The sequence below is a fragment of the Streptomyces sp. NPDC051286 genome, assembly GCF_044455345.1.
Taxonomy (GTDB): Bacteria; Actinomycetota; Actinomycetes; order Streptomycetales; family Streptomycetaceae; genus Streptomyces.
This window is the reverse complement of the sequence record NZ_JBITER010000039.1, coordinates 1-24,198: the sequence shown is the minus strand read 5'-3', so window position 1 is coordinate 24,198 and position 24,198 is coordinate 1. Positions and strand designations below refer to the sequence as shown.

General features: G+C 70.6%; 23 protein-coding genes. 6 read left to right on the top strand and 17 right to left on the bottom strand.

Annotated elements, in window-relative coordinates:
* Positions 1–111: 111 nt before the first annotated feature.
* Positions 112–966, bottom strand: coding sequence for an NmrA family NAD(P)-binding protein (locus ACIBB8_RS29075; protein WP_398957073.1), 855 nt, complete (start codon positions 964–966; stop codon positions 112–114).
* 203 nt (positions 967–1,169) lie between these two features.
* Between ACIBB8_RS29075 and ACIBB8_RS29070 the strand changes: the two genes are divergently transcribed.
* Positions 1,170–1,820, top strand: a complete 651-nt coding sequence (locus ACIBB8_RS29070) for an HAD family hydrolase (RefSeq protein WP_398957129.1) — start codon at positions 1,170–1,172, stop codon at positions 1,818–1,820.
* A 211-nt stretch (positions 1,821–2,031) separates the two neighbouring features.
* On the opposite strand, the gene ACIBB8_RS29065 is transcribed toward ACIBB8_RS29070, so the two are convergent.
* Entirely contained in the window at positions 2,032–2,877 is an 846-nt protein-coding gene (locus ACIBB8_RS29065; RefSeq protein ID WP_398957071.1) for an LLM class F420-dependent oxidoreductase, read from the bottom strand.
* Between the two features lie 66 nt (positions 2,878–2,943).
* On the opposite strand from ACIBB8_RS29065, the gene ACIBB8_RS29060 reads away from it, so the two are divergent.
* Positions 2,944–4,401 (top strand): CehA/McbA family metallohydrolase, encoded by a 1,458-nt coding sequence (locus ACIBB8_RS29060; RefSeq protein ID WP_398957069.1) that lies wholly within the window; start codon positions 2,944–2,946, stop codon positions 4,399–4,401.
* Positions 4,402–4,615: 214 nt separating this feature from the next.
* On the opposite strand, the gene ACIBB8_RS29055 is transcribed toward ACIBB8_RS29060, so the two are convergent.
* The 7 genes from ACIBB8_RS29055 to ACIBB8_RS29025 all read right to left on the bottom strand — a co-directional run bounded on the left by ACIBB8_RS29055 (position 4,616) and on the right by ACIBB8_RS29025 (position 11,399).
* Positions 4,616–6,070 carry an APC family permease gene (locus ACIBB8_RS29055; RefSeq protein WP_398957067.1) on the bottom strand — a complete coding sequence of 485 codons (1,455 nt, stop codon included), beginning with the start codon at positions 6,068–6,070 and terminating at the stop codon, positions 4,616–4,618.
* A 111-nt stretch (positions 6,071–6,181) separates the two neighbouring features.
* Positions 6,182–7,135 carry a PDR/VanB family oxidoreductase gene (locus ACIBB8_RS29050; protein WP_398957065.1) on the bottom strand — a complete coding sequence of 318 codons (954 nt, stop codon included), beginning with the start codon at positions 7,133–7,135 and terminating at the stop codon, positions 6,182–6,184.
* Entirely contained in the window at positions 7,132–8,169 is a 1,038-nt protein-coding gene (locus tag ACIBB8_RS29045; protein ID WP_398957063.1) for a Rieske 2Fe-2S domain-containing protein, read from the bottom strand. Before ACIBB8_RS29045 ends, ACIBB8_RS29050 begins: the two co-directional genes overlap by 4 nt.
* A gap of 68 nt (positions 8,170–8,237) precedes the next feature.
* On the bottom strand, positions 8,238–9,029 hold the full coding sequence (locus ACIBB8_RS29040; RefSeq protein ID WP_398957061.1) for an SDR family NAD(P)-dependent oxidoreductase: 792 nt from the start codon (positions 9,027–9,029) through the stop codon (positions 8,238–8,240).
* Positions 9,026–9,448 carry a VOC family protein gene (locus tag ACIBB8_RS29035; RefSeq protein WP_398957059.1) on the bottom strand — a complete coding sequence of 141 codons (423 nt, stop codon included), beginning with the start codon at positions 9,446–9,448 and terminating at the stop codon, positions 9,026–9,028. Before ACIBB8_RS29035 ends, ACIBB8_RS29040 begins: the two co-directional genes overlap by 4 nt.
* 5 nt (positions 9,449–9,453) lie before the next feature.
* Entirely contained in the window at positions 9,454–10,548 is a 1,095-nt protein-coding gene (locus tag ACIBB8_RS29030; RefSeq protein ID WP_398957057.1) for a C45 family autoproteolytic acyltransferase/hydolase, read from the bottom strand.
* A complete protein-coding gene (locus ACIBB8_RS29025) occupies positions 10,545–11,399 on the bottom strand; it encodes a polysaccharide deacetylase (protein WP_398957055.1) in 855 nt (284 codons plus the stop codon). Before ACIBB8_RS29025 ends, ACIBB8_RS29030 begins: the two co-directional genes overlap by 4 nt.
* A gap of 255 nt (positions 11,400–11,654) precedes the next feature.
* Between ACIBB8_RS29025 and ACIBB8_RS29020 the strand changes: the two genes are divergently transcribed.
* The 4 genes from ACIBB8_RS29020 (at position 11,655) to ACIBB8_RS29005 (ending at position 13,727) form a co-directional block, all read left to right on the top strand.
* The gene (locus ACIBB8_RS29020; protein ID WP_366689105.1) at positions 11,655–12,128 is read left to right on the top strand and encodes an Lrp/AsnC family transcriptional regulator; all 474 of its coding nucleotides are present in this window, start codon (positions 11,655–11,657) and stop codon (positions 12,126–12,128) included.
* Between the two features lie 96 nt (positions 12,129–12,224).
* Positions 12,225–12,740, top strand: coding sequence for a DUF3995 domain-containing protein (locus ACIBB8_RS29015; RefSeq protein ID WP_398957053.1), 516 nt, complete (start codon positions 12,225–12,227; stop codon positions 12,738–12,740).
* Positions 12,730–13,236, top strand: a complete 507-nt coding sequence (locus ACIBB8_RS29010) for an RNA polymerase sigma factor (protein WP_266984581.1) — start codon at positions 12,730–12,732, stop codon at positions 13,234–13,236. Before ACIBB8_RS29015 ends, ACIBB8_RS29010 begins: the two co-directional genes overlap by 11 nt.
* The gene (locus ACIBB8_RS29005; RefSeq protein ID WP_398957050.1) at positions 13,233–13,727 is read left to right on the top strand and encodes a hypothetical protein; all 495 of its coding nucleotides are present in this window, start codon (positions 13,233–13,235) and stop codon (positions 13,725–13,727) included. Before ACIBB8_RS29010 ends, ACIBB8_RS29005 begins: the two co-directional genes overlap by 4 nt.
* A 17-nt stretch (positions 13,728–13,744) precedes the next feature.
* Here the strand turns inward: ACIBB8_RS29005 and ACIBB8_RS29000 are convergent, their stop codons facing one another.
* From ACIBB8_RS29000 to ACIBB8_RS28965, 8 genes are all read right to left on the bottom strand, one after another.
* A complete protein-coding gene (locus ACIBB8_RS29000) occupies positions 13,745–15,310 on the bottom strand; it encodes an APC family permease (RefSeq protein ID WP_398957048.1) in 1,566 nt (521 codons plus the stop codon).
* A 245-nt stretch (positions 15,311–15,555) separates the two neighbouring features.
* Positions 15,556–17,016, bottom strand: coding sequence for an aldehyde dehydrogenase family protein (locus ACIBB8_RS28995; RefSeq protein WP_398957045.1), 1,461 nt, complete (start codon positions 17,014–17,016; stop codon positions 15,556–15,558).
* A complete protein-coding gene (locus ACIBB8_RS28990; protein WP_398957043.1) occupies positions 17,013–18,752 on the bottom strand; it encodes an amidohydrolase family protein in 1,740 nt (579 codons plus the stop codon). The genes ACIBB8_RS28995 and ACIBB8_RS28990 overlap by 4 nt, the downstream gene beginning before the upstream one ends.
* A 217-nt stretch (positions 18,753–18,969) precedes the next feature.
* Positions 18,970–20,091 carry an LLM class flavin-dependent oxidoreductase gene (locus tag ACIBB8_RS28985; RefSeq protein ID WP_398957041.1) on the bottom strand — a complete coding sequence of 374 codons (1,122 nt, stop codon included), beginning with the start codon at positions 20,089–20,091 and terminating at the stop codon, positions 18,970–18,972.
* 114 nt (positions 20,092–20,205) lie between these two features.
* A complete protein-coding gene (locus tag ACIBB8_RS28980; protein WP_398957039.1) occupies positions 20,206–20,991 on the bottom strand; it encodes an SDR family NAD(P)-dependent oxidoreductase in 786 nt (261 codons plus the stop codon).
* An 11-nt stretch (positions 20,992–21,002) separates the two neighbouring features.
* Positions 21,003–21,914: an LLM class F420-dependent oxidoreductase gene (locus ACIBB8_RS28975; RefSeq protein ID WP_398957127.1), complete on the bottom strand. Its 912-nt coding sequence runs from the start codon at positions 21,912–21,914 to the stop codon at positions 21,003–21,005.
* Positions 21,915–22,079: 165 nt separating this feature from the next.
* Entirely contained in the window at positions 22,080–22,841 is a 762-nt protein-coding gene (locus tag ACIBB8_RS28970) for a class I SAM-dependent methyltransferase (protein ID WP_398957037.1), read from the bottom strand.
* Between the two features lie 317 nt (positions 22,842–23,158).
* Positions 23,159–23,977: a M23 family metallopeptidase gene (locus tag ACIBB8_RS28965; RefSeq protein ID WP_398957035.1), complete on the bottom strand. Its 819-nt coding sequence runs from the start codon at positions 23,975–23,977 to the stop codon at positions 23,159–23,161.
* Positions 23,978–24,198: the final 221 nt, after the last annotated feature.

Genomic DNA, 24,198 nt, shown 5'->3' with positions numbered 1-24,198 from the left:
CCCGGCGACACAAACGATCGACCTACCCGGCACCCGGTGTACGGCAGCACCGAACGGATCACCTCGGCGGGCAGTCCCGCGTTCATGCGACCGCAGCAGCGGGATGCGGGGTCACGCGCGAGGCGTCGGCCATTCCTGGGCGTCCGTCCATGCGGCGTACGAGGTCCAGGGGACGGTGGGGAACTGCGCCCGCAGCGCTTCCAGGTCCACCTGGTATCCGGTGTTCGCCAGGAATCTGTACATGGCGAACATGTCGGGGCTGCTGGTGCGCAGGTCCTCCAGTGGCGTCTGCCGGAACGCGACCGGGCCGCCGGCGGCCCGTCCGATCTCCTCGGCCATCCGGACCGGTGTGGGATCGTCGCCCGCGACCTCGATCCGCTGCCCGGTCCAGCGGTCCGGATCCGCCACGACCGCGGCCACGACCCGGCCCAGATCCTGCCGTGCCACCTGCTGGAGAGGGGTGTCACCGGGGAGCGGCATGGTGAGGAGGCCGGCGGCGACCTCGTCCAGCGCGCCCAGCGCGTTGTCGTAGAAGTAGGTCGGTGCCACCACTGTCGCCGGAAGTCCGGAGTCGGCGAGCAGTTCCTCGGTCCTGGCCTTGGTCTCGAAGTGCGGGACGCCGGTACCACGGTCCGCACTGGCGACGGAGGCCAGCACCAGATGCGGCAGTGCGACGTCCGCGGCGGCCCGTACGATCGCCGCACCCTGGGCCACCTCCGCGTCCAGACCGTCCTGGAACGGGGTGGTGACGGCGAACGCGGCCGTCGTGCCCCGGAACGCCTCGGCGAGCGAGGCGGCGTCGAACAGATCCCCGGGAACGACCTCCGCTCCGGCCGCCGCCAGCGCCTTGGCCCGTCCGCTGCCGGGGTCGCGTACCACGGCGCGCACGCCGTGCCCTGCCTCCAGCAGGGCGGCGGCCACCGCGCCGCCCTGGCCTCCGGTCGCTCCGAGTACCGCGATGGACATGGGCTCTCCTTGATCGAGGGGCATGGGCCCCATGCTGACCGGCAGCGGCCCGAAATGCCACCAAGAGGGGATGGTCGTGACCCACCCGGCCTCACCTCCTGTTCTCCTCGATCCTGTCCCTCTCGCTTCTGCCCTCCCCCACCCTGCCCCCCTCGCGCCTTCGCCGACCGTCGGACCGTCCCTATCCTGGCCGGATGACCACGATGGCTGCGCCTCCCCTTGAACTCGTCATATTCGACTGCGACGGCGTGCTCGTCGACAGCGAAAAAATCGCCGTGCGCGTCCAGGTCCAGGTGGGCGCCGAGCTGGGGTGGGCGCTGACGGAGGACGAGGTCATCGAGAAGTTCGTGGGCCGGTCGAACGCGTCCATCGGCGAACTGATCGACGCCCGCCTGCCGGGCCGGGCCCCGGCCTGGCAGGAGCGGTTCGAGCAGCTGCACCGCGACGCGGTGGACACCGAACTCGTCGCGGTCGACGGCATCCACGAAGCGCTGGCCGCCCTCACGCTCCCCAGCTGCGTGGCGTCGAGCGGCAGCCACGAGAAGATGCGTCACACCCTCGGCCACACCGGGCTCCACTCCCACTTCGAGGGCCGGATCTTCAGCGCCAGTGAGGTCGCACGCGGCAAGCCCGCCCCCGATCTCTTCCTCCACGCGGCCCGGCGGATGGGGGTCGAGCCGTCCGCCTGCGTCGTCGTCGAGGACAGCAAGTACGGCGTCCAGGCCGCCCGTTCGGCCGGGATGCGGTCGCTGGGCTTCGCGGGCGGACTCACCCCGGCACACTGGCTGGAGGGCCCGGACACGGTGGTCTTCGACGACATGCGCGAGCTGCCGGCGCTCCTGTCCGACATCTGAGTGTCACTCGGGCCGGCCAGATGCGCATGACGGGCGAAGGGTTGCACCGGGGGCGGGCCCGCGGAAGGGGGCGCGGGCCCACCCGGCCGGGTTGTCGATCATTCCCGATCACCGACCCACGGGAGGCATGGCGCGCCCGTCCTCCCGGAGGTGCACGGCGGACATCACCCGAGCGGTCCCCGCCCGCGGTACCGTCCCGGCCCTGCCTCGGTCACAGATACTGCGCGTAATCGTCGAGGCTGCGCAGGACCTCCGCCTCCCCCGCCGGGGGAAGCTGCAGGACGACCTCCTCGATGCCCAGGTCCGCGTAGTGCGCCAGCTTCCCCGCGCTCGGCAGCACCGCGTACGGCACCACGTGGAGCTGCTTCGGGTCCCGGCCCGCCGACTCCCAGGCCTCGCGCAGAACGGGCACCGATTCCGTCAGCCCCCGGCCACCGATCGGGAGCCAGCCGTCCGCGTACTCCGCGATGTGGGCGAACAGCTTCGGCCCGGCCGCGCCGCCGATCAGGGTGCGCGGGCCGGTCACGGGGCCGCGCGCCTCCTGGACCGGCTTCGGGTACGCGTGGCTGGCCCGGACGGACCCGAACTCGCCCTCGTACCCCGTGGGTTCGTCCGCCCACAGGGCGCGCATCAGCGCCATCCGGTCGCGGCCCAGCTCCCGCCGGGTCCGCCAGGTCACTCCGTGGTCCGCGGCCTCCTCGACATTCCAGCCGAAGCCGAGTCCGAGCGTGAACCTGCCGCCGGAGAGGTGGTCGAGCGTGGCGATCCGCTTCGCCAGGTCGATCGGGTCGTGCTGGGCGATCAGGGTGATGCCGGTGCCGAGCGTCAGCCGCTCCGTCACCGCAGCCGCCTGGCCGAGGGCGACGAACGGATCGAGCGTGCGGCCGTACTCGGGCGGGAGATCGCCACCCGCCGGATACGGGGTGTCCCTGCTCACCGGGATGTGCGTGTGCTCCGGCAGATAGAGGCCGGCGAATCCCCGCTGTTCGAGCTCGCGGGCGAGCCGTACCGGCGTGATCGTCTCGTCGGTGAGGAAGATCGTTGTGGCGATCCGCATTCGAGAACACCTCCGTCGTCGTCTGGCCCCAACCTATGCCGTGCCGATCAGGGGGAGCCCCTAACGTTGTCCACTGTGAGCTTCGCGAACGCCGCGCCCGGCAAGGACGGCGGCACGGACCGGGCCGACCTGACGAAGACCGTGCGCGGCACCCTGCCGGCCGGGTCGCCCGACTTCGTCTATCTGCCGGTCGACGTGCCCCGCGGCGTACGGGAGATCGCCGTCGCGTACACGTACGTGAAGACACCCGTCCCGGCCGGCACCCAGGGCAACGCCCTCGATATCGGGATCTTCGACGAGCGCGGCACGGAACCGGGCGGGCGCGGGTTCCGGGGCTGGTCCGGCGGGGCGCGTGACTGCTTCTTCATCCGGGCGGACGACGCGACACCCGGCTATGTCGCGGGTCCGGTACGGGCCGGGACCTGGCACATCGCGCTGGGCCCGTACACCGTCGCACCCGAGGGTCTCCCGTACGAGGTGACGATCACCCTCCGTTTCGGCGAGGCCGGCACCACTCCGACGCCCGTGTACCCGCCCGAGCGCGCCGGAGGACGCGGCCGCGCCTGGTACCGCGGGGACTGCCATCTGCACTCCGTCCACTCGGACGGCACGCGCACCCCGGCCGAGATCGCCGCCGCCGCGCGCGCCGCCGGGCTCGACTTCATCAACAGCAGCGAGCACAACACCCACACCGCACACAGCGCCTGGCAGGGGCTGTGGGGCGACGATCTGCTCATCCTGACGGGCGAGGAGATCACCACGCGCAACGGCCATGTGATCGCGCTCTCCACCGACCCCGGCACCTTCGTCGACTGGCGCTACCGGGCCCGCGACAACCGCTTCGGGCACTACGCGAAGGCCGTCCGCCGGGCGGGCGGCCTGGTCGTCCCCGCCCATCCGCACGCCACCTGCATCGGCTGCCACTGGAAGTTCGGCTTCGGCGAGGCGGACGCGGTGGAGGTGTGGAACGGGCCGTACACCTCGGAGGACGAGATCGCGCTCGCCGAGTGGGACAACTCCCTCGTCTCGGCTGTCCGCGTGTCGAAGCCGTGGATCCCGGCGATGGGCAACAGCGACGCACACGGCGAGCCGGACACGGTGGGGCTGCCGCAGACCGTCGTCCTCGCCGAGGAGCTCTCGCGCGACGCGATCCTCGCGGGCATCCGGGCCGGGCACTCGTACATCGCCGAGTCGTCCGCGGTCACCCTCTCCTTCGGCGTATCGGACGGGCGCGGCGGGCACGCGGGGATCGGTGAGCGGCTGCGGGCCGGCGCGGACGGTCCGGTCACCGTACGGCTGGAGGTCACCGGGGTGCCCGGCTGCACCGCCCACTTCGTCACGGACCAGGGCACGCTGTTCACCTCCACCCTGCCGGAGTCGGGCTCGGGCACGGTGGAGTGGCGTACGACCCCGGTGTACGCCGCCTACGTCCGCGCCGAGGTCCGCCACCCGGCCACGGTGCCGGGGCTGCCGGGGGCACTGGCAGCGCTCACCAATCCGGTGTTTCTGGACATGCCCTCCTAGATCCTGTCCTGTCGATCTTCGTGGATCAGCCCGGGGCGTCCGCTGCGGTGCGTCGCACGGCGGAGGATCGACCTCGTACTGGACGTACTCGGGCGACTGACGACAACGCGGCGAGGTGCCGTGCCAGGCGTTCCGGGCCCACGACGACCCGCTCCCTGGCCGCGTACGTACGCAAGGAACTGGACGTCGCCAAGGAGCGGGTGAACGCACCGGGTTACTGACGCACGGCCTGATCATCACGCCGCTGCGGCCGTCGGTTCCGGTCCTGAACCTTGGTCCGGTACAGCCAGAGCAGCACCCCGGTCGTCAGCACCGCAAGGGCGATGCCGAGCTCTTTGTAGCCGCCGTACCCGGTGACCGAGAAGCCGGTCGCGCCGACGACCAGCACGACCGACATCGACGCGGCCAGCAGCCAGGCCAAGGGGACGAAGAGCCGGTGCAACCGGATCGGCCGGGGCAGGTCCGGCCGGTCCCTGCGCAGCAGCGCGAACCCGGAGATGGCCAGGATGTGCGTGAGGATGTAGCCGAGGTTCCCGGTGACCAGGATGGCCAGCGGGGTCTTCAGGACCACCAGCACCAGCACATTGATGACGAGGGCGACCACCAGGGCGCGGGCCGGGACACCGCGCCGGTCGAGGACGCCCATCTGCCGGATCGTGGTGCCTTCCCTGCCCATGTTGAACAGCACCCGTGAGCCGTCGGCCAACCCCGTGATCATGATGAGCAGCAGCGAGGCGATGAGGAAGACGGTCATCAGACCGCCTGCCCCGCCGACCAGTTGACGGAACGCGCCGACGTAGAACGTCGTCGGCTCCTCACCGATCGTCTGCTCCCCCAGGTATCCGGAGAGCGCGAGCGGCAGCAGGACGAACACGCCGAGGGAGAACAGCACTCCGGCGCGCAGGGCCCGGGAGGTGTCGCGGACGGTGTCCTTGTACTCGGGAGCGAAGGTCGCGCAGACCTCCACGCCGAACGAGGTCCATGCCATGACGTACAGCCAGACGAGCGCCTCGCGGACACCGCTCAGCCCGTGCAGGTCCCAGTGGAGTCCGGCCGTGGACCATTCACCGCTGAAGAACGGCACCACGAGGAAGACCGCGAGCGGCACCATCAGCATGCCGCCGGTCAGGTAGATCACCCACATCGCGACATGCAGCCCGATCATGGCGGCGCAGAACAGCAGCACGATGACGGCCAGGCCGACGACGATGGGGAAGCTGAGCTGCGCGGGTCCGAGTTCAACGGTCCAGGTCTGGTCGGGGAACCACTGGGCCTGTACGAACGAGCCGATGATGCCTGCGTAGATGGCGAGCGATGTCGTCCACGGGAACCAGTAGCCGACGCTGGCCAGCGGGCCGACGACCGGGGCACGCGACTTCCAGCCCTCGGTGGCGTAATGGGCGATGCCTCCGGACGATTCGGGGAACATCGCGGCGAGCTCGGTGTAGATCCAGTTGGTGGCCGTGGCCAGCACCATGGAGACCGCCCACAGGACGATGGCGCCCCAGGCGCCGAGACCCCCGATCGACGCGCCGAGCGAGGCAACGAGGGCGGCGGGCATCGTCAGTGACATGGCGAAACCGTCGTACCAGCGCATGCGTTTGGCGAGGGCGGGCTGCTCCTGCCCGGTGCCTGCGGTGTCCTCGGACGACGTGGCGAGGTGGGACATGGGTGACCCCTTGGGAGAGCGCACGGAGTGCGGGGAGAAGAAAGGGGGCCGACGGTTCCGGTGAACGCACCGGAACCGTCCGGCAGGTGCGGGGAGGCGTGTCCGTCCGGCTCAGAGGTCGAGGACGAGCCGTGCTCCGCGGCAGCGGGATACGCAGATCAGCATCGTGGTGCCGGCTTCCTGTTCCTCCGGCGTGAGCAGTGCGTCGCGGTGGTCGGGAACCCCGTCGATCACCGCGGTCTCGCACGTGCCGCAGATGCCCGCCTCGCAGGAGGATGGCACCTCGCCGCCCGCGGCCCGGATCGCGTCCAGGACGCTGGTGCCGGCAGGCACGTGCAGATCGAGACCCGTGCGGGCCAGCCGCACCTCGAAGGCGTGGTCGCCGTCCGGGGATCCGGCCGGATCCGGGGCGGTGAAACGTTCGGTGTGGACCGGGCCATGGTGCAGTGCGCGCACGGCGTCGAGCAGGCCGCCGGGGCCGCACGCGTACACCGTCGCGTCCGGCGCCGTGGCCAGGTATCCGGCCAGGTCGGGCCGGCCCGCCTCGTCCTGCGGGACGACGGTGACCCGGTCCGGCGGGAGCTCGTCCAGGAACGCCATCGTGGCGCGGGACCGGCCGCCGTACAGCATGCGCCAAGGCTTGCCGAGGGCGGTCAGGCGGCGGGCCATGGCCAGCAGCGGGGTAATCCCGATGCCGCCCGCCACCAGGAGGTATTCGGGGGCGTCGACCAGTTCGAAGTGGTTACGGGGCTCCGAGACCGCGACCGTGGCCCCCGCCCGGATCCGCTCGTGCACGGCCGCCGAACCGCCGCGCCCGTCCGGCACGCGCAGCACGGCGATCCGGTAGTGGCCGGTGTCGTCCGGGTCCGAGCAGAGCGAGTACTGCCGGACGATCCCCGGCTCCACGTGGAGATCCACATGAGCGCCGGGTGTCCAGTGCGGGAGCGGGGCGCCAGAGGGGTCGGCGAGCGTCAGGGACAGCACCCCGTCGGCGGCGGCCACCGCTTCCCTCACCTCCAGCAGCCGGGTACCGGCCGGGGCCGCCACGTCACACACGCGGCTCATGGGGCCACGCCGCCCGCCGCCTCGACATGCCGCGCCGTGCGGTTCATCAACTCGGAGAACGCGCGGCGGTAGTTGAGGGTGAACAGATCGGCGGGGACGGAAAACTCCGGCACCTCCGCGTCCCAGGGCACCTCGCGCGGCGAGAGGTTCTCGACGACGGGCATGTCCTCCAGGTAGACCATTTCCTCGACCCGCAGGCACTCCTCCAGGGAGTCGCCCTTGAAGTCGCGGTCGTTGGCGACTCCCCAGAAGATCTTGACCTGCTCGTACGACACCGGGGACGGAAAGCCGGCGACGACCCGGAGCCCGGCCTGCTCGTAGTGGTAGCTGATGCCGGCGAAGCCTGGGGCCGTGCAGTGGTACGCCATCATGCAGTCGCCCTGGTTCGCCCAGTCGCCGTCACCGGCGTCCAGCGGGCGCTCCATGTGGACGTCGATGCCGTCGCGCCGCACCTGGAGCGGTTCGACGACCTCCGGGGTCGGTCCCATCGACACCTGGTGGACGAACGGGAAGTGGGCGACGTCGCGGAAGTTCTCGATCGCGGCCGCGACACCGGTCGGCGAGTTCAGCGGGTCGGCGGCCAGCCAGACCAGGTCGTGGCCGTGCCACTCCTCGGGGTCGTACAGCTCCACGACCGGCTCCTCCAGCGCCGTCCACACATGCCCGAACCGCTCGACGGCCGGGTAGCTGCGGATCGCCGCCTTCGGCGGGATCTTCGACTGGTCGGGCAGCGAGGGCACATACGTGCAGCCGCCCTCGGCGCCGTCGAACCGCCAGCCGTGGTACGGGCAGCCGATCGACCCGCCGGTGACCTTGCCGAGCGACAGATCGGCGCCCCGGTGCGGACATCGGCGGGCGGTGACCCGGGCTGTCCCGCCGGCGTCACGGAAGACCACGAGCTGCTCGCCGAGCAGTACAGCGGGTTCCGGGGTGGTCAGGTCGACGGAGCGGGCCACCGGGAACCAGGAGTGGCGCATGGCGCGCTCGGCCTGCTCCCGTTTGGTCAGCGGGGCGGTGGTGAGGGGAGTGGACATGAGGGATCGTCCTGATTCGCGAGGGAGCCGAACGAACTACGGCCCGGACAGATGGGGTTGGGGGCGGCTCAGATGCCGACGAGCAGAGCGCCGCCGTTGACGGGGATGGTCTGGCCGGTGACGAACGCACCGGTGTCGGCGGCCAGGAAGGCGACCGTCTCGGCGATCTCGTACGGCTGGGCGAGTCGGCCGACGGGGACAGCGGCGACCTCGTCCGCGTAGTTCTCCGGCGGCACCATCCGGGTGGCGACCGCGCCCGGGGTGACCGCGTTGACGGTGATCCGCTCGGCCGCGAACTCCTTCGCGAGGGTCTTCATCAGGCCCAACTGCCCGGCCTTGGAAACCATGTAGCCGTAGGAGTGCCCGTCGGGGACCTGGCCCCACTGGGAGGACACGAACACCACGCGGGCGGCGGCGCTGCGGCGCAGGTACGGCAGGGCGGCCCGGGTCAGGTACAGCGGAGCGCGTACGTTGACAGCGAGGAGCCGGTCGAAGTCGGCGTCGTCGGTGTCGGCGAGCCCGGTCATGGAGAACATCAGGCCCGCGTTGTGGACCAGGATGTCCAGCCCTCCGAGCGCCGCGGCAGCGGACTCGATCAGGGCGTCGGCGCCTTCGCGGGAGGTGATGTCGGTGGTGAAGGTGTATGCCCGGCCGCCCGCCTGCTCGACAGCGGCGGCGGTCTCCGCCAGCTCCGCCGGGTCCAGGTCGGCGAGCGCGACCGTGGCCCCGCGGCCGGCGAGGGTCAGCGCGTGGGCGCGGCCCATGCCCCGTGCCGCACCGGTGATCAGTGCGGTCCGCCCGGTCAGATCGTGTACGGAGCCGGGGGCGCGGACTTCCCCGTGCACGGCGGGGGCGCTCATGAGGCGGCCTCGGGGTGCGGCTCGGTGACGTACAGCATGTTGCCGTCGGGGTCGTAGAACGGCCGGTAGCGGTACCAGACGCCGCTCGGGTGCTTCCAGACGATCTGCTGGTCGGTGACCCATTCGACCTTGCCGTCCAGTTCGGCGACGGCCGCGTCGAGATCGTCGACCTCGAAGGCGAAGGAGTCGAGGCCGGGCGCGTTCTCGGCGTTGACCTCGGTGCGGCGGGGGGCGTGCTCGCCGGCCTCGGACGTGAAGAGGTAAAGGGTGACGTTGCCCAGGTCGATGGCGGCCCAGCCCTCCTCCGGCTCGTACGGCAGGTGGAACGGAAGTCCGAGGACCCCGTGGTAGAAGTCCGCAAGCCGCGGCACGTCGCGGCTGAGGATGTCCATGTTGTCGATGCGCTTGAGCTGCAACACGCTGATCACTCCTTGTCGTTCGTTGCGTGGTGGACGCACGGGGGTCCGGGGATCACCCGCAGGGCGCGGGCTCCCGTGTCGAGGAAGACAGTCGCCAGGGTCCGGAACTCGTGGGGACCGGGCGTGGCGGGATGGATGCACACCCCGCCGGTGTGGTCGCGGAGCGCGGCCAGTGCCTCGTCCGCGGTGAGGTCGGCGCCCCTGCCGTGGAGCCGGCGGCGCAGCACCTCGTAACGGACGAGCGTGTCCGGGTCGGTGACGGGTTCGGTGTCGCCGTCCGCGCCTGGGCGGGTCAGGAAGTGGTTGGTGTGGATCAGCAGCCCGTCCGGGTCGGGCAGTACATGCCCGATGCCCCCGGGCCGCAGCTCCGCCGAGATCGCCGTCTTTCCGGCCGCTTGCCCGCCGACCACGGTGAGGGTGGTGGATCCGGTGGCGCCGGCGGTCGCCGCGCTCCCGGCGATCCGCAGGGCGTCGGTGACGGTGTCCGACTCGTCGAGCAGCCGTCGCGCCACGACATGGACGGGTACACCCATCCCTGCGCCGTCATTGACGTGGTGCAGGATATTGAACAGGCAGCCCACGCCCCGGTCGTTGATGCCGATCTTGCCGACCACGCCGAACTCGGTGAGGGTGCGGGTGCGGCGGCCGTCCGGGTGCGGGATCTCCCACTCGACCCAGCTGTCCGCGAGGGACTCGTACCAGTCCCAGTTCTGCCCGGCGACCGGTTCCTGACCTGGCCCGCCCAGCGCCACCACGGTCGTGCACTCGCCTCGTCCGGGGCCGCGCCGCCCCGAGGCCAGTACCTCCGTGCGGGCGTTGAGTGCGGCCACCCGGTCCACCGGCAGTCCGGCTCCCTCGGCGATGCCCCGGATCTCCTGCGCCAGCTCCGGCGCCCAGGCGTGGATGCGGGTCAGGGCCTGCGCACCGGCGGCGTCCGGATCCGCGACACCGGCGCGTGTGAAGAGCGCCAGATACGCGTCGGCCGTCGCCCGCACCCGGTCCCGCCAGTGCTCGCCGAACTCCCGTCCCCGCGCGTGCGGTCCGAGGACCGTCGAGGTGAACCGGCGTTGTCCGTGCGGACCAGCGCCGACGCCCGTCATGACGCCTCCAGCAGCGGCCGCACATGGGCAGCGACCTCGGCGAGCGGCGCCTGCCAGGTTCCGCCGCGGCGCCCCATCTCCTCGACCAGCCGCACCAGTTCGGCGAACCGCTGCGGGCGGCCGATGACCTCAGGATGCATGGTGTACGTGACGTGCCGCCGCTCTGCGTGCGCCGACGCGAACTCCGTCAGCCAGGAGCTGTACAGCTCGCCGGGGGCCGCGGTGTTTCCGCCGGTGTCGATGTTCCAGCCGTACCGGGGCCAGTCGTCCAGGGACCAGTGCACCGGCAGCTCCAGCAGCGAACGCCCCTGCCAGGTCTCCCAGTACGGGCGGTCGTCGCCCATGCAGGAGGAGTCGTACGCGAACCCGTGCTCCACCAGCAGATCGAACGTCTCCGGGGTCAGCTCCCAGGAGGTCGAGCGGTACCCGGACGGGACCGGGGCTCCCACCCGGTCGAGCGCTTCGAGCCCGCGCTCGATCTCCTCGCGCTGCTCCTTCGCGCCCGCCTTGTCGCTGCGCAGATGCAGATGCCCGTGGTGGGCGACCTCGTGCCCACCGTCGAGGATCGCGCGAACGGTGTCGGGATGAAGCTCGGCGGTGTGACCGGGCACGAAGAACGTGGCCCGGACGGAGTGGGCGGCGAGCAGCCGCAGAATCCTGGGCACCCCTCTGACCACCCCGTACCGCCCCTCCGAGAGGGTGGTCAGCCGGCGGGCGTACGAGGGGCCCTCGCCGAGCCAGCCGGCCTCGGCATCGACGTCGAAGGTGAGGGACACCGCCGCGTCGGCACCACCGGGCCAGGCGAAATCAATGGGTTCGGAGAGCTCTTTGACCGGCTCTGCCAGATGCATCGTCACGACTCTCTTCTGTACGCGACCACCAGGGACAACTACGGGCAACTACGCATTGCGCAGCACTTCATGGGAATGGCTACGCGTTGCCACATGCGAATCAGCGTACGATGCGCAATTCGCCACCACAAGAGGATGGACACCACGTAATCCAGAGGAGAATCAGCCGCTTCTACGCATTGCCCGCCGTCGATCGCCCCGCTGCTACGCAATGCGCGGCAGACCGTCGCCCCCGGAATGCCTAGGATCGACACCATGACCGACCTGGACGACCTCGATCACGCGATCATCGCGGCCCTGGAAGAGGACGGCCGCCGCGCCTTCCGCGAAATCGCCCGCTCGCTCAATGTCTCCGAGGGGACCGTGCGGGCCCGCTACCGGCGGCTGGAGGAGACCGGCGTACTCAAGATCGCCGCCTTCGCCGACCCGGGCCATCTGCGCACCGGCCGACTGGCGCTGCTCTTCCTCCGGGTCGCCCCCGCCCACCACGACGCGGTGGTGGCCGCACTCAGCCGTCACCCGGAGATCAGCTACGTCTCCACGACACTGGGCCGGGCGGACGTCTTCGCCCAGGTTCTCGTCCAGGACGACAACGAACTGTGGAGGTTCCTGCAGAACCAGGTGCGCCCGCTGGAAGGGGTCCTGGACACCGAGGCGGTGCTCGAAGTGGCCGTCCACAAGCTGTGGTTCAACGGCCGGGTGCCGCTGTCACCGGCCCCCGCTCCATGAATCGCCACACGTCGCAATGACCGGGGAACGAATCCCCGGTCCGGCTCCTCTGTGGGGTGACGCATCCCGTCACCCGTTCTTCGCCAAGGAGCCGTCATGCGCCCGACCCGCCCCCTCGCCACCCCCACCGCGCTCGCCGCCGCCATCGCCGCGGTCCTGACCACAGACGCCCTGCTGCACCTCTTCTGGTGCACCGGCTCCACCTGGCCCGCGCAGGACGCCACGACACTCTCGTACGCGGTCCTGGGCGCCGACGTGCCGTTCACCCCGCCGGTCCTGCTCCCCCTGGCCACCGTACTGCTGACCGGATCCGCACTGGTCGTGGCCCGCGCCCAGCTCGGCCGCCGCCACCGCCTCGGCCGACTCCTGCAGGCCGCGACACTGGCGGTCGGCTGCGGTACGGCGGTTCGCGGACTGGCGGGCGCCGCCTGGGCGTTCGGCGTACGGGCGGGTCTCGACGACGGGGCGGGAGACACGTTCTACTGGCTCAACCTGGCCCTGTACTCGCCCTTGTGCCTGGCCATGTCCATGGCCGCGTTCCGCCTGGCGGCAACGGACGACTCCACGAAGAACGAGACCGCGACGGAGGTAGCCCCCGCCCGTGTCCGATGACCACGACCGCGCGGTGCTGCTGGTACGCGCCGCCCAGCGCGGCGACACGATCGCGATGAACGAACTCCTCGACCTCCTCATCCCGTACGCGGGCCGCATCTGCACGCCCATCGCGCTCGCCGACGGACCGGACGCCGTGCAGGAGACCCTGGTCGCCGTCTTCCGCGGTCTGCGGACGCTGAAGGAACCGGCCGCGCTGTACGGCTGGGTGCGCGCGATCGCCTGCCGCGAAGCGGTCCGTGTCGCCCGCCGCACCGCCCGCGCCGTCCCCGCCGACCTCACCTCGCTGCCCGGCCGCGGCGACCCGCAGCTGGCCGCCGACATCGACGACACCCTCGCCCGGCTCTCCCCCGAACACCGCGCGGTCCTGGTCCTGCGCGACATCGAGGGTTTCGACGAACAGTCCGCCGCCGCACTGCTCGGCCTGCGCGTAGGCACCGTGAAGTCACGGCTGCACCGGGCCCGGGACTCCTTCAGAAAGGCCTGGTCGTCATGACCGACAACCGCCCCGCCCCGGGATCCGTGCCGCAGCCCGCCACAGCCGGCCTCGACCCGGTCCGCCGCCTGCACGCCCTTGCGTCAGGCGTCCGCGGTGCCCGTGTCACCACCCACGAGATCGCCGCCCCGTACGACACGATCGCCCCGCTCCTCGCGGACCTGGACGGCGAACTGGCCCGCCTGGTCCCGGACATGCGCGGCCTGCGCCTGACCCGCGCCGACGGCGACCGCATCGAGGCCGTGGCCGTGGGCCGCCTCGGCCTGCGGGCCCGCTTCGACGGCATCCGCCGCCCCGGCTGGGTATGGCTGCAGAGCCGTTTCCTCCTGATCGGTATGGCGGCCACTGAGTCCGCCACCGCCCCGGATCGCACCCTGGTGGCGTTCACCGGCGGTGTACGCGTCCCGGGCCGTGCCGCTCTGCTTCCCGTGGCCGTGGGGCGGGCGGGGCGACGGGTGCTGGGACGGCTGGAGGAGCGGGTGGCGGGGTGACCGCTCGGGGCAGGCCGTCAGTCCTCGACGACGAGCGCCGGGGTGTCCTTCGTCAGCACCTCGCCACGGAAGAACGCGGGGCTCCTGCGCTGCATCGCCATCATCAGGACCACGCCGAGCAGCAGCAGCCCCACACCGATCACGAACACCGAACCGACCCCGAAGACCGCCGAGCCGGAGCCGTAGGCCGGGTTCCACATGTCGTAGAGGGTCTTGCCGAAGACCGCGGTGAGCAGGATGCCGCCGAGGACCGGGAAGAGGCCCTTGAAGGCGAAGTCACGGGCGGAGCGGAAGATCTCGTTGCGGAAGTACCAGGCGCAGGCGAACGCCGTCAGCGCGTAGTAGAAGCAGATCATCAGGCCGAGCGCGTAGATCGTGTCGACCAGGACGTGCTCGCTGACCAGGGACATGACCGTGTAGAAGATGCCGGTGGAGACACCCGCGATGACCGTGGCCTTGCCGGGGGTCTTGAAGCGGGGGTTGACCCGGGCGAAGGAGGCCGGCAGGGCCTCGTACGTGGACATCGCCAGGACCGTACGGGCAACCGGGAGGAAGGTGGTCTGCAGGCTGGCCGCGGCCGAGGCGAGGACGGCGACGAACAGCAGGATGCCGAGGCCCGGGCCCATGATCGGGCCGGCCAGTGCGGCGAAGACGTTGTCGGAGGTGTCCGGGTTGGCCAGGCCGAGACCGCTGGCGCCGGAGCCGACGGCCATCTGGGCGGCGACGCCGGTCGCCAGGTAGGAGCCGACCAGGACGACCATCGCGATGAGTGCGGCGCGGCCGGGGGTCTTCTCGCTGCCGACGGTCTCCTCATTGATGGTCAGGCAGGTGTCCCAGCCCCAGTACATGAAGATCGACAGGGAGAGGCCGGCGGTGAAGGTGGCGAAGGAGTCGACGGCGAAGGGGTTCAGCCAGGACAAGGAGAAGTCGGCGCCGGTCGGGAAGTCGATGCTGCCCGCCTTCTGGATGGCCATGACCACGAAGATCGCGAGGACCGCGAGTTGGAGGCCCACCAGGGCGTACTGGACGCCTTTGGTCGCGGTTATGCCGCGGTAGCTGATCGCGGTCGCGACGGCGATGAACGCGAGACAGGTGACGATGTGGACGGCCTTGTTGCCGTCCAGGGCGGCGATCTGGTCGCTGCCCGTGATCTCACCGGCCAGCAGCCAGAAGAACGAGGTTGCGACCCCGGCGAGGTTCGACAGCACGATGATCGTCGCAATGACCAGGCCCCAGCCGCACATCCAGCCGATCTTCGGGCCGAAGGCCTTCACGGTCCAGGTGAACGAGGTGCCGGCGTCCGGCATGACCTTGTTGAGTTCGCGGTAGGCGAAGGCGACCAGCAGCATCGGCAGGAAGCCGGCCAGGAAGACCGCGGGCATCTGGACGCCGACCTCGCCCGCGGTGGAACCGAGGGTGGACGTGAGGCAGTAGACGGGGGCAACGGTCGAAATGCCGATGACCGCGCTGCCCATCAGGCCGACGGAGTTGCCGCCCAGACCCTTGCTGCGAACACCGCCATCGGCCGAGGAGGCGCCCCGGCCCGTGTCTCCGGCCTGCGGCCGCACGTCCAACTGAGTCATAAAGAGGACGGTATGCGCTGCGATTTCCACATCCGGAGTGTGAGACTCCGGGGCCTCACCCTTCGATTGGTTGGTCAATTATCGCTGAACGGAAATGAATTGAATGTGAACATCACGGATCGCCACTCAATTGATGGCCCCGCTCGACTGGATCAATGTACGAGAACCGCAGCACCGTCCGATTTATGGTGATTCGAAAATTTCCCATGATTGTCCGATATTCGAACGGCGCCCCGCCCTGAGGCTCAGCCCGGCCAGACGATCGCCTGGAGTTCGCTGTACGCGTGCAGCGCGTACGAACCCACGTCACGCCCCACCCCGCTCCTCTTGAAACCGCCGAACGGGGCCTCCATGTTCCGGCCGATCGTGTTCACCCCGACCCCGCCCGCGCGCAGCCGCCGCGCCACCCGGAACGCCCGCGCCACGTCCCCGGACCAGACGTAGTCGATCAGTCCGTAGTCGCTGTCGTTGGCGAGTGCGATGCCCTCCTCCTCGTCGTCGAAGGGGACGACCACGACGACCGGGCCGAAGATCTCCTCCCGGACGACCCGCATGTCGTTGGTGCAGTCGGCGAGGAGCGTCGGTGCGACATAGAAGCCGCGGTCGTGTCCCGTCGGCCGCTCGCCGCCCGTGACGACCCGGGCGCCCTCCTTCCGGCCCAGTTCGACATACGACTCGATGCGGTCGCGGTGGGCCGCGGAGATGACCGGTCCGACGACCGTCCCTTTCGCCGCCGGGTCACCGACCGGAAGATGGCCCGCGTACGCGGTGAGCCTCTCGATCAGCGCGTCGTGGACGCCCCGCTGGACGAGGACGCGCGTCGGAGCCGTGCAGATCTGGCCGCTGTAGAAGGAGAACGTCGTACCGATGCCCGCCACCGCCGCGTCCAGGTCGGCGTCGTCGAGGACCACCGCGGCGCCCTTGCCGCCCAGCTCCATCAACTGCCGCTTCATCCCGCGCCCGCACACCTCGGAGATGCGCTGCCCGACGGCCGTGGAGCCGGTGAAGCTGACCATGTCGACGTCCGGGGAGTCGACGGCCGCCTCGCCCGCCGCGGGGCCCGAACCGGTGACGACGTTGACGACGCCCGCCGGTACGCCCGCCTCCGCGAGCGCCTCGACCATCCGGTAGACGGAGAGCGGATCCTGCGGGGCGGGCTTCACGACGACCGTGTTGCCCATCGCGAGTGCGGGGGCGACTTTGCCGGCCGGGTTGGCCCAGGGATTGTTGTACGAGGTGATGCAGGTGACGACGCCGACCGCCTGTCGCACGGCGAGTGCGCCGAAGACGCCTGCCCTGCCCATCGGTCCGGCCTCGTTGATCTGCGGGGGGATCGCCAACTCGGCCGGCTCCAGGGCGCCCCTCGCGTACCGCCGGAAACGGGCCGTGCCGACCGCGACCTGCATGGACCGGGCCGTTCCCGTCGTCGCGCCGCTCTCCGCCCGGGCGAGTGCGGCGTGGGCGGCGAAGTCACGCTGGATCAGATCGGCGGCGCGGTCGAGGATCGCCGCGCGCTCCTCGGGGCGGGTGCGGGACCAGGCGGGGAAGGCTTCGCGGGCCGCGGCGGCCGCCGCGTGCACCTGTGCGCGGCTCGCCTCGGGTGCGAGACCGACGACGTCCTCCGTGGCCGGGTTGATCACCTCGTAGTGACCGTCGTCGGGATCGGTCCACTCTCCGCCGATGAAAAGGCGCTGGGGTGTGGTCACCGGGTGCTCACCGTCCGGGTGTCGCGGCCGGAGCGGAGCACCGTGCCGGGGACCGCACCGGTCACCTTGTCGTCCCGCAGCGTCTCCACGCCGTTGACGCGGACCGACACGATGCCGAGGGCCCTGGAGTCGAGGCGCGGGCTGTCACCGGGCAGATCGTGTACGAGGGTGGCGGGCCCGGCGTCGATGCGCTCGGGATCGAAGAGGACGAGGTCGGCGTGGAAACCCTCCTGGATCCGGCCGCGGTCGCGCAGCCCGAAGAGCCGGGCGGGGTCGTCGGTGAGCATTTTGACGGCGGCGGGCAGGGAGACGAGTTTCCGGCCGCGCAGGCAGTCCCCGAGGAAACGGGTGGTGTACGGGGCTCCGCACATCCGGTCCAGATGGGCGCCCGCGTCGGAGCCGCCGAGCATGACGTCCTCGTGTTCCCAGGTCCGCTGTCGCAGCGCCCAGGAGTCCGGGTCGTTGTCGGTGGGCATGGGCCACAGCACCGTACGGAGTTCGTCGGCGGCGCAGATCTCGACGAGGCAGTGGAAGGGGTCCTGGCCGCGCTCGGCGGCGATGTCGCGGACGACGCGCCCGCTGAGCCCCTCGTTCGCCGCGCTGTACGTGTCGCCGATGACGTACCGGCTGAAGTCGGCGAGGCGGCGGAAGACTCCTGCCTCCTTGCTGTCCGCGCGGCGGAGCATCTCGGCGCGGGTGCCGGCGTCATGAAGCCGTTCGATCCGCTCGGGGACCGGGAGGGAGAGGATCTCGCCCCAGCCGGGAATGAGGTTGAGGGCGCAGAAGGTGCCGAGCGACATGTTCATAGGGGTGAGGATCGGCATGGTCAGGGCGACGATCCGGCCGCCCGCGCGGCGGGCCCGTTCGCTGGGCACGAGCTGGCGCGGTACCCGTGCAGGGACGGCGGCATCGATGGTGAGGACGTTCCAGTTCAGGGGGCGTCCGGCGGTCGCCGTCATGTCGACGAGGAGATCGATCTCGTCGTCGGAGAACTGGTCGAGGCAGCCCGCGACGATCGCTTCGAGCTGGGTGCCTTCGTGTTCGCCGACGGCGCGGGAGAGCGCGAGGAGTTCCTCGGGCAGGGCGTGCCGGGAGGCGACGGGCCTGCCGTCGCCGTCGGAGTGGGTGGCGGACTGGGTGGTGGAGAGCCCCCACGCCCCGGCGTCCATGGCGTCGTGGAAGAGGCGCAGCATCGCGTCGAGCTGGGCGGGGGTGGGCTGCCCGCCGACCGCGTCGGCGCCCATGACGTGCCGTCGCAGGGCGCAGTGACCCACCATGAACCCGGCGTTGACCGCGATGCGTCCTTCGAGGGCGTCGAGGTACTCGCGGAAGCTGGACCAGGACCAGTCGACGCCTTCCTCCAGGGCCTTGAGGGCCATGCCCTCGACCTTGGACATCATGCGGCGCGTGTAGTCGGCGTCCTCGGGCCGGTCGGGGTGGAGCGGGGCGAGGGTGAAGCCGCAGTTGCCGCCGGCGACGGTGGTGACGCCGTGGTTCATGGACGGGGTGGCGTACGGGTCCCAGAAGAGCTGGGCGTCGTAGTGGGTGTGGGGGTCGACGAAGCCGGGGGCGAGCACGAGTCCGGTGGCGTCCTCCGAGGTCACGGCCTCCTCGGTGAGGGTGCCGGGCTCGGCGATGACGGCGATGCGGCCGTCGCGGATACCGAGGTCGGCGGTGTACGGGGGAGCGCCGGTGCCGTCCACGACGGTCGCTCCGCGGATGAGGTGGTCGAGCATGACGGGTTCCCTTCTGCGGTGGGTGTGCAGCCGGGGTGCGTACGACCGCGGTACGCACCCCGGCTCGCGGAGCGACGGTCCGGGAAGACGCCGCTCGTGTGGGGGCGGGGGTGATCCTGCGGGGCTGCCCCCACCCGCCCCTTCCCGCAGCCGGGGGAGGAGGCCCGGCTCCGGCAAGGGACGGGTGGGCGAACGGGCCCGCGCCGGGCGCCCCCGGCTACGCCGCCTCGCGGAACCGCGTCGTGCGGTGCACCGGATCCGTGTCGATCTTCGGAATCACGTGCTCACCGATCAGCCGGATCGAGTTCATCGTGTCCTCGGGACTGATTCCGATCGGCAGCCCGAAGCTCAGCTGATCCGCCCCCGCCTGCTCCCACCGCTTGCACTGCCGCAGCACCTCGTCCGGATCCCCGCAGATCATCAGCTCCTCGGCGATCAGCAGCTCGATGATCTCCTCGCTGTACTCGGGCAGCAGCTCCGGCCACTCCGGAATGCCCTCGGGCCGCGGGAACGTGTCGTGGTAGCGGAACAGCAGCGACTGAAGGTAGTTCAGCCCGCCGCCGACCGCGATCTCGACCGCTTTGGCGTGCGTCTCGGCACAGATGGCCGTGGACGTCACCATGACGTTGTCGTTGACGAAGCCACCGACCGGCTCCGCGTCCTTGACGGCCGTCTTGTACGACTCGACGACCCACTCCATGTCGGAGACCTTCTGCACGCTGAAGCCCAGCACGCCGAGGCCCTTCCGGCCCGCCATGGCATACGAGGACGGCGACCCCGCCGCGTACCACATCGCCGGGTGGGACGTCCCGTACGGCTTCGGCAGGATCTTGCGGGGCGGCAGCGACCAGTGCTTGCCCTGGAAGCCGACGTACTCGTCCTGGAGCCACATCTTGGGGAACTCGGCGATGGTCTCTTCCCAGAGTTCCTTGGTGTGGTTCATGTCGGTGATGCCCGGCATGAACCCCAGGATCTCGTGGCTGCCGGCCCCGCGCCCCGAACCGAACTCGAAGCGGCCTTCCGACAGATGGTCGAGCATGGCGACCTTCTCGGCCACCTTCACCGGGTGGTTGACGGGGGCGAGGGGGTTGAAGATGCCGGATCCGAGGTGGATCCGTTCCGTGGCGTGCGCGAGGTACCCCAGGTACACGTCGTTGGCCGAGAGATGCGAGTACTCCTCCAGGAAGTGGTGCTCGGAGGCCCAGGCGTACTTGAAGCCGGACCTGTCCGCCTGGATGACGTACTCGGTCTCCTCGATCAGCGCCTTGTGCTCTGCCTCGGGGTCGGTCTCGGCGCGCGCGGCGGGCACGTACCCCTGTACAAACAGCCCGAATTCCAAGGAGGTTCACCGTCCTCAATCATTTCTGACACACCGTCAGATTGTGATGCGACCGACTGTTCCACCGGCCACCCAGCCCGTCAATACCTGACGCCTCGTCAGCTCGTGGCGCCCTCAGAAAAGGCTGACCCCGGCCAGCCAGCCGCCGTCGATGACGAACGGCTGCCCGGTGATGTACGAGGAGTCCTCCGAGGTCAGGAAGAGCGCCAGGGCCGCGACCTCCTCCGGCTGCCCGATCCGCCCCAGCGGCACGAGCTTCCGGTAGAGCTCCGCCACCGCCGCCCGGGACTCCTCCGGGTCCGCGGCCGGATCGAGTGCGGCCGGGTTCGTCATCGCCGTGTCCACGGCCCCCGGGCACACCGCGTTGACCCGTATCCCCCTGCCCGCGAGCTCCACCGCCGCGACCCTGGTCAGCCCGAGCACGGCATGCTTGGTCGCGGCGTACGCGCCGACGAAGGCCATGCCGGTGAGCCCGGTGTACGAGGCGGTGTTGACGATCGTCCCGCCGCCCGCGGCCTCGATCTCCGGCGCGACGTTCTTGATCCCCAGGAAGGCGCCCACCTGATTGACCTGCACCACCTGCTGGAACTCCTCCAGAGGGGTGGTCACGAGCTCGTTGAACCGGAGAATCCCCGCGTTGTTGACCAGCCCGTCGATCTTCCCGAAGGCGTCCCTGGCGGCGGCGACCGCGCCCTGCCACTCCTCCTCCCGGCTCACATCGAGATGCACGAACCGGGCTACCCCCTCCCCCAGCTCCTTCGCCAGCGCCTCCCCCTGGTCGTCGAGCACATCGGCGATCACCACCCGGGCGCCCTCCGCGGCAAAGAGCCGCGCCTCCTGCTCGCCCTGCCCACGCGCGGCGCCACTGATGAGGACAACACGCCCCTCCAGCTTGCCCATGTCGGTACTCCTTACTGCTGGTCGAGGTAGGGAGCGACATCGGCGGCGAACGCCGCCATCTGATCAGTCAGTTCGCTGCGGCTCCGGGTGCGGAACCGCACCTGGATCTGGTGCACCCCCATCGCCCCGTACCCGCGCAAGGACTGGGCGAGCGCCTCGGGCTTCCCACTGAGCGTGTGCCGCCCCACGGCCCAGCCCGGCTCCCCGACGTACAGCGGCTCGGTGATGGCACCGACGACCAGCGGCGCCTCGATACCGGCCTCCTCCCGCAACGCCCGCACCCTGGCGATCTGCTGCGGCAACCGGTCCCTGGGATCCCCCTGCGGCAGCCACCCGTCACCCCGCAGCGCGGCCCGGCGCACCGCGGCGGGCGAGGAACCGCCCACCCAGACCGGAACCCGCTCCTGCGCGGGCCGCGGCCGCTGCCCGAGCCCGCTGAACGAGAACCGTTCCCCGGCAAACTCCGGGTACTCCTCCGGCCCGAGCGCCGCCTTCAGCGCGTCGATGGTCTCGTCGAGCACGGCGCCGCGCCCGTCGAAGTCCACCCCGAGCGCCTCGAACTCCTCCCGCACGTGCCCGGCCCCGACCCCGAGAATCAGCCGGCCGCCGGACAAATGGTCGAGCGTGGCGTACTGCTTGGCGGTGGCGAGCGGATGACGCAGCCCGACGACGGCGACATGGCTCATCAGCAGGACGCGCTCGGTGATCCCGGCGAGAAAGCCGAGGGTGGCCACCGGGTCGTACCAGACGGTGCTCATGACATCGGCGAGCCGGCGCGGAATCGCAACATGGTCGCAGCTCGCCAGATAGGCGAAGCCGGTGCGGTCGGCGGTGCGGGCGATCTCGGCGAGATCGCCCGGGCCGGCCGAGGCCTCCCACGCTTCCGTATAGATGGTGCTCTGCGACTGGACCGGGAGCTGCATCCCGTACGACAGCCGCCCGGCGGGCAGTATCGGCACCGGGTTGCCTCCCTTCCTCCGTTTCCACCCCGACCGGATCTGACACTTCGTCATTTTCGAGGCGGGTGCGTGCCATCGTCGTACCTGACGATGCATCAGGCAAGAGAGGGGGGAAGAACGGCGAATCCGTCACCCCGTGCGTGATCCACCGGGCGGCGTCCGCGCACCGCGGCGGAACAGGGCCGTCCACAGGAACGGTTCACCGAAATACGGGGACTCGGGCGGTTCGTCGTGCATGCGGCGCAGTTCGATCTCCGTCAGATCGGAGAAGATCCGGCGCAGGGACTCCGGTGTGTAGGCGAGCCCGCCCTGGAGGCCGGACCGGCGGTAGAACTCCGCGTCCGGGAGTTCGGAGCCCATCGCTCCGGCTGCAAAGCAGGAAAGGGCGAGATGGCCGCCCGGGGCGAGGGCGCGGTCGAGCAGGGCGAGGTAGCTGATGCGGCGGTGCGGCGGCAGGTGATGAAAGCAGCCGGAGTCGTGGATCAGGTCGTACGGGCCGCCCAACTCGGCATCGGCGAGGGCGAAGGCGTCACCGCAGCGGAACCGGATGTCGGCACCGGCCTCGCGGGCGCGCTCCTGTGCCCAAGAGATGGCTGCCGGGGAGAGATCGACGGCGTCCACCTGGAAGCCCAGGGAGGCGAGATGAAGGGCGTTACGACCCGGACCGCACCCGAGGTCGAGCGCGCGGCCCGGCGTGATCAGGGATCGGTCGAGGTACGAGACCAGGTTCTCGTCCGGCTTCGCCACGAAGAACGGCACAGGCTTCGAGCGGTCGGTGTAGAAACCGTCCCACCAGCCGGCCCCGTCCGCCGTCCAGCGATCGGCCTCCGGCGCGAACAGGCCGTCCAGCAGCTTCAGCACGTCGTCGACCGTGCGTATGTTCCGGTCCATCGGATCCCCTTTCGCGATGGGGAAACGGTAGGGCCGCGCGACGTAGAAGCCCAGCTCAGAGGCTCTTGCACAGAGTCGCGGACGCCCGCCCGAGAGGCTGCGCGGGGCCGCCGCACCATCACCCACGCGGCCATGGCCGCAGGGCTGCCCCTACCCCCGCCGGACGCCGCCAAGGCGGCATTCCCGATGACGCTCGCGCACGTTTCCGGACGGATTTCCGCGCGGACTCCACGCACTGTCCCGACCCGCGCACACCCTCGCCCCGGTGGTCCCGCCCGCCCCCTCCCGGGGAGCGGGCGGGACCACCCACCGGACCGTCAGCAGTTCGGAATGACCGTGCCGTTGTTGTCCCGCGCCTCGTCGTTGCCCCAGCGTGAGAGGTAGTACGCGGAGACGTACGCGCCGCGACCGTTCTTGCCCGCGTAGACCGTGTCCAGGTCGGTCTTCAGCCACCAGTGGTTGTAGGCGCTGCCCGAGCCGACCTGGGCGCCCCACACCTTGCAGTAGACGTAGTTCGTGCCCGCGTTCAGTACGCCCTGTGCGTCAACGGTGTTCGCTGCGGCGTAGCCCGTCGCATTGGCGAAGGTGTCCACCCAGTACTTCCCGCCACCGCCACCGCAGCCGTTGTCGCTGGTCAGGTACTTGCTGTAGTACGAGCCGGGGTACGGGGCCAGCGACTGGCCGTTGATCGCAATGGTCTGGCCGACACCGTTGTACAGCTGCTCGTAGTGGATGTGGGCGCCGGAACTGTTGCCGGTCGTGCCCGTCACGCCGATCTGCTGGCCCTGGTTGACCGAGGCGCCGTCGGCGACGGAGTAGGAGGCGAGGTGGAAGTAGTAGGTCTGCCAGCCGCCACCGTGGTCGATCACGATGTAGTTGCCCGCGCCGCTGGGCTGGGAGTAGCGGTGTGCGGTCCCGCCGGACGAGGCGAGGACCGGGGTCCCGGCGGTGGCCCCGCCGTCCGTGCGGACGAAGTCGAGCGCCGATCTGACCTCCGCCGAATGATGGCTGTAGGTCCAGGTCTGGCCGCAGGGGAACGGTGCCTTGAAGTTCGGCGCCGCTGCGGCGGGAGTTGCGGTGAGCAGTCCTGCGAGCAGAGCCATGAGGGCCAGCAGGGCGATACGTAGGGATCGCATACGTCCTCCGAGTCGAAATCCGGGCGTGGAGTGCGGTGCGGAGCATCAATCCGGGTTGAACGGACTCAGAGTGCCGGAGTTTCAGCCGTTCCCACAGACCCACCGGGCCCAGAGGGCGTATGCGTAGACTCTGCTGCTCAATTCCGTGCGGCGTGACGGTGGGCGCGGGATGATCGTCCGTGCGGCCGTTGTCCCGTCGTGCGGCCGTGGGGGTGATGCGA